Genomic DNA, 3516 nt, shown 5'->3' on the forward strand with positions numbered 1-3516 from the left:
CCAAGGCCCCTTAAGTAGCGGGCATGACAGTCGCACCCAGCGTCCTGGACGCCATCGGAAACACGCCGCTCATCCGCTTGCGCCGCGCCAGCGAGGCGACCGGCTGCGAAATTCTCGGCAAGGCGGAGTTCATGAACCCCGGCGCCTCGGTCAAGGACCGGGCCGCCCTGTTCATCGTCCGTGACGCCGAGCGGCGTGGCCTGCTGAAGCCGGGCGGCCGGATCGTCGAGGGCACGGCCGGCAATACCGGCATCGGCCTGGCGATGGTGGGCGCGGCCTCGGGCTACAAGACCACCATCGTCATCCCTCGCACCCAAAGCCAGGAGAAGAAGGACGCCATTCGCCTGCTGGGCGCCGAGCTGGTCGAGGTGGATGCGGTCCCCTACTCCAACCCCGACAACTATGTGCGCTATTCCGGCCGCCTGGCCGAAGAGCTGGCGGCCCGGGAGCCGGCAGGCGCGATCTGGGCCAACCAGTTCGACAATGTCGCCAACCGCCAGGCCCACGTCGAGACCACGGGACCGGAAATCTGGGCCCAGACCGGCGGGCAGGTCGACGGGTTCATCTGCGCGGTCGGCTCGGGCGGGACGCTCGCCGGGGTGGCCGAGGCGTTGCGCGCGCGAAACCCGAACGTCCGCATCGGCCTGGCCGACCCGCATGGGGCGGCGCTCTACAGCTGGTACAAGGACGGCGAGCTCAAGTCTGACGGCGGTTCGATCAGCGAGGGCATCGGCCAGGGACGCATCACCGCCAATCTCGAAGGCCTGGTGGTCGATGATCCCTATCGGATCGGCGACGAGGAGATGCTGCTGGCGATCTATGACCTGGTCGAGCACGAGGGCCTGGTGATGGGCGGCTCCACCGGGATCAATGTGGCGGGCGCAATCCGCATGGCCAAGGATCTGGGACCGGGCCACACCATCGTGACCATCCTGTGCGACCAGGGCTCTCGCTATCAGAGCAAGATCTTCAATCCATCCTTCCTGGCCGAACGTGGCCTCCCGACCCCACCCTGGTTAAGCTGATGTCCGATCCTTTCGTTTCCACGGCCTGGCTGGCCGAGCATCTGGGCGACCAGGACCTGCGCATCCTGGACGCCAGCTGGTTCATGCCGATCGAGGGGCGCAGCGGTCACGGCGAATATCTGGAGCGCCACATCCCCGGCGCCGTGTTCTTCGACATCGACGCCATCGCCGACCACACGACCGACCTGCCGCACATGCTGCCGACCCCGGAGGCCTTCGCCGAGGCTGCCGGTAAGCTCGGCCTGTCGCGGGAGGGGACCATCGTCGCCTATGACAGCTGGGGCGTGCGCGCCTCCGCTCGGGTCTGGTGGACGCTGCGGGTGATGGGCTTCGACAATATCCGGGTGCTGGACGGCGGCCTGAAGGCCTGGCTGGCCGAGGGGCGAAAGGTCGAGGCCGGCGCGGTCACGCCCGCGCCCACGATGGTCGCCCCAAAGTTCCGCCCGGAGCTGGTGCGCGACGTCGAGGCCGTGAAGGGTCTGGTGAACTCCCAGGCCGCGCAACTGGTCGACGCCCGCAGCGGCCCGCGGTTCCGCGGCGAAGCGCCTGAGCCCCGTCCAGGCCTGAGGTCCGGCCACATGCCGGGTGCGCTCAACACGCCCTTCGACAGCCTGATCAACACCCAGGGGCGCATGAGATCGGCGCCCGAACTGCAAGCGATCTTCGAGGTTTGTGGCGTGAACCTCGACAAGCCGATCGTCACCACCTGCGGCTCCGGCGTCACCGCGTCGGTCCTGGCGCTGGGCCTGGCCCGGCTGGGGCTCGACAGGGTGGCGGTCTATGACGGGTCCTGGAGCGAATGGGGCGGCCGGTCCGACACGCCAGTCGAAACCGACCTTTGATCATCCGTCTTGCGACGCCGCGGGACATCGCGGTCCTGCCGGACGTCGAGCGCTCGGCGGGCGAAGCGTTCCGGGGCGGACTCCACGACTGGGTCGCCGATCACACCGTCACGCTTGCGGAGGCCTATCCACCCCGGGTGGCGGTTGACCGGGTCTGGGTCGTCGAGGCGGAGGGCGCTGTGCGCGGCTTCATCGACATCGAGATGGTCGATGGCGAGCTACATATCTGGGAATTGGCGGTCGAACTGGCGTGGCAGAAGCGGGGGCTGGGCCGCGCGCTGATGGATCAGGCTCTGGAGGTCGGTCGCAGCAAGGGCTGCGCGGCCGCGTCCCTGACCACCTTTCATAACATCGCTTGGAACGCCCCCTTCTACCGGCGCCTGGGGTTCGAGCTGCTCACGAGCCCCTCCGCTCGGCTGGCGGCCATCCTGCGCGATGAGGCTGAACGCGGCCTGAGCGATCGCTGCGCCATGGCGCTGAAGCTCTGACAGGCGCTTGATCCCGCCACGGCCTGGGCCCTAAGTGCCGGGGTCAGTTCAATCGAGTTCCCCATGGCCGAAGACACCCGCCTGATCCACGCCGGCGCCGGCGACCAACCCCTGGTCAAGACGGTGAGCCCGCCGATCCAGAAGGGCTCGACCGTGCTGCTACCCAATGCTGCGGCGCTCTATGACGACGACCACTTCATCACCTATGGCCGCCAGGGCCTTGCCGCCCACGACGCCCTGCGCGCCGGCCTGTGCGAGCTCGAGAACGCCAAGGGGGTCTGTCTCTATCCCTCGGGCGTGGCCGCGCTCAGCGGGGCCTTGCTGGCGGTGCTCAAGGCCGGCGACGAGATCCTGGTGGTCGACAACACCTACAAGCCGACCCGCCGGTTCTGCGACCACGTGCTGAAACGCTTCGGCGTGGCCACCCGATACTATGATCCGCGCCTGTCTCCGGAGGACCTGGTCGGCGGCGCCTCGGACGCCACCCGCCTGATCCTGATGGAAAGTCCCGGCTCCCTGAGCTTCGAGATGCAGGACATGGCGGCCATCGCCGCCCTGGCGCGGGCGCGGGGAATCCTGACCGTGGCGGACAACACCTGGGGCTCGGGCCTGATCTACAAGCCGCTCGACCACGGGATCGACATCAGTGTCCAGGCCCTGACCAAATATGTCGGCGGCCATTCCGACGTCTTCATGGGCTCGGCCGCCGCCCGCGATCCGGCCCTGGTCCGGAAGCTTGAGGACGGCGTGCTGCACCTGGGCTGGGCGGTTGCGCCAGAGGACGCCTATCAGATGCTGCGGGGCCTGCGGACCCTGGCCATCCGGATGGACCGCCATGGCCAGAGCGGGCTGAAGATCGCCGCCTGGCTGCGCGACCAGCCCCAGGTCCTGCAGGTTCTGCACCCCGCCCTGCCCGGCTGTCCGGACCACGCGCTCTGGGCCCGGGACTATAGCGGCGCCTGCGGCCTGTTCGGCTTCCTGCTGAAGCCCACCTCAGAGGCGGCGGTGGCGGCCTTCCTCGACGCCCTGGAGATCTTCGGCCTGGGCTTCTCCTGGGGCGGTTTCGAGAGCCTGGCGATCTCCTGCGACGAACAGTTGAAGACCCGCAAGCACTTGCGGATCTATCCGGGGCCGTTGATGCGGTTGCACGTGGGGCTGGAA

4 protein-coding genes are annotated in these 3516 nt (G+C 68.4%); all 4 read left to right on the forward strand.

Features of this window, described 5'->3' with window-relative positions; translation table 11 throughout:
• The first annotated feature begins 23 nt into the window (after nucleotides 1–23).
• Nucleotides 24–1025, forward strand: a complete 1002-nt coding sequence (locus tag Q7P21_RS20155; protein ID WP_304180142.1) for a cysteine synthase A — start codon at nucleotides 24–26, stop codon at nucleotides 1023–1025.
• Nucleotides 1025–1867, forward strand: a complete 843-nt coding sequence (sseA, locus tag Q7P21_RS20160; RefSeq protein WP_304180145.1) for a 3-mercaptopyruvate sulfurtransferase — start codon at nucleotides 1025–1027, stop codon at nucleotides 1865–1867. The genes Q7P21_RS20155 and sseA overlap by 1 nt, the downstream gene beginning before the upstream one ends.
• A complete protein-coding gene (locus tag Q7P21_RS20165; protein ID WP_304180147.1) occupies nucleotides 1864–2355 on the forward strand; it encodes a GNAT family N-acetyltransferase in 492 nt (163 codons plus the stop codon). The genes sseA and Q7P21_RS20165 overlap by 4 nt, the downstream gene beginning before the upstream one ends.
• A gap of 63 nt (nucleotides 2356–2418) precedes the next feature.
• The coding region (gene metC, locus Q7P21_RS20170; protein WP_304180149.1) for a cystathionine beta-lyase at nucleotides 2419–3516 on the forward strand (1098 nt) is incomplete at its 3' end.

It is taken from the genome of Phenylobacterium aquaticum, assembly GCF_947378715.1.
Classification (GTDB): Bacteria; Pseudomonadota; Alphaproteobacteria; order Caulobacterales; family Caulobacteraceae; genus Phenylobacterium; species Phenylobacterium aquaticum_A.

Bases quoted from the DNA above. Each gene is read 5' to 3' on its own strand.
- Q7P21_RS20155 (WP_304180142.1), top strand. From the start codon at position 24: ATGACAGTCGCACCCAGCGTCCTGGACGCCATCGGAAACACGCCGCTC.
- sseA (WP_304180145.1), top strand. From the start codon at position 1,025: ATGTCCGATCCTTTCGTTTCCACGGCCTGGCTGGCCGAGCATCTGGGC.